Below are 773 nucleotides of genomic sequence, written 5' to 3' on the forward strand. Positions count from 1 at the left end.
TTCCTTTCCAAGCCTAGGAATGGATAGCACTCGACGATGCTTGATGGTGTTAGCTTGAAAGTCATAATGCCATTTGGCTTGTATGGCTATTAAGCCATTCCACCACATGATGATTTCGGCCATCAATGCCATAAGCAATAAGATATCAATGCGCTTGGTGCACCGTGTTCGATTATGGCGGAGCGCCAACCCGTAGGCTGGGCTTTTTAGATCTCGGAATGACTCTTCAATTTGCATTCTTTTGGCGTATAAACGGGTTATGTTAATGCCGTTAAGTACATGGTTGGGGATATTAGTGACCAGAAGCCAGGGCTCTTTTGCTCCTTTATGGAACACTTTTCCTGCCGATTGTTTTTGGCACGTTCGGCTGTCCCGATGGGCTTTTCTACCTTTGGGATGATTCTTGTACAAGTAAGCAAAGCACTTAAGCGGTGAGCGTTTAGCAAGTTGGCTTTCCCCTAAAAACTGCGGCTTATCTGTTGCTTGAGGATAAAACGTTTTATTCCATTGCCAAAAGCCTTCGCCACACTTAATCGAGACTTCGCCACGTACACGTCCAAGCCAGAACCAACCTTTGTTGGCGACTTGTCGAAACCAAGTATTTCTAAAGCCTGCGTCGGAGACAATGATAGGTGTGCAACCTTCTGGGAGCAAAGACTGCAGCTTATCGAGAAAGTGTTGATGGCTTTTGGGTGAGTTATAGTTTTTGTACTCAAATGCCTGCTCATAAAGTGTGACGGCACGTCCTTTAACGGACACTGAAGCGCGTAATG

1 protein-coding gene is annotated in these 773 nt (G+C 45.7%); it reads right to left on the bottom strand.

Annotated elements, in window-relative coordinates; translation table 11 throughout:
• Window positions 1-773, bottom strand: a 773-nt coding sequence (locus tag TW84_RS23615; protein ID WP_045978045.1) for an IS4 family transposase, incomplete at both ends; no start/stop codon positions are given.

It is taken from the genome of Vibrio neptunius, assembly GCF_000967495.1.
GTDB classification, from domain to species: domain Bacteria; phylum Pseudomonadota; class Gammaproteobacteria; order Enterobacterales; family Vibrionaceae; genus Vibrio; species Vibrio neptunius.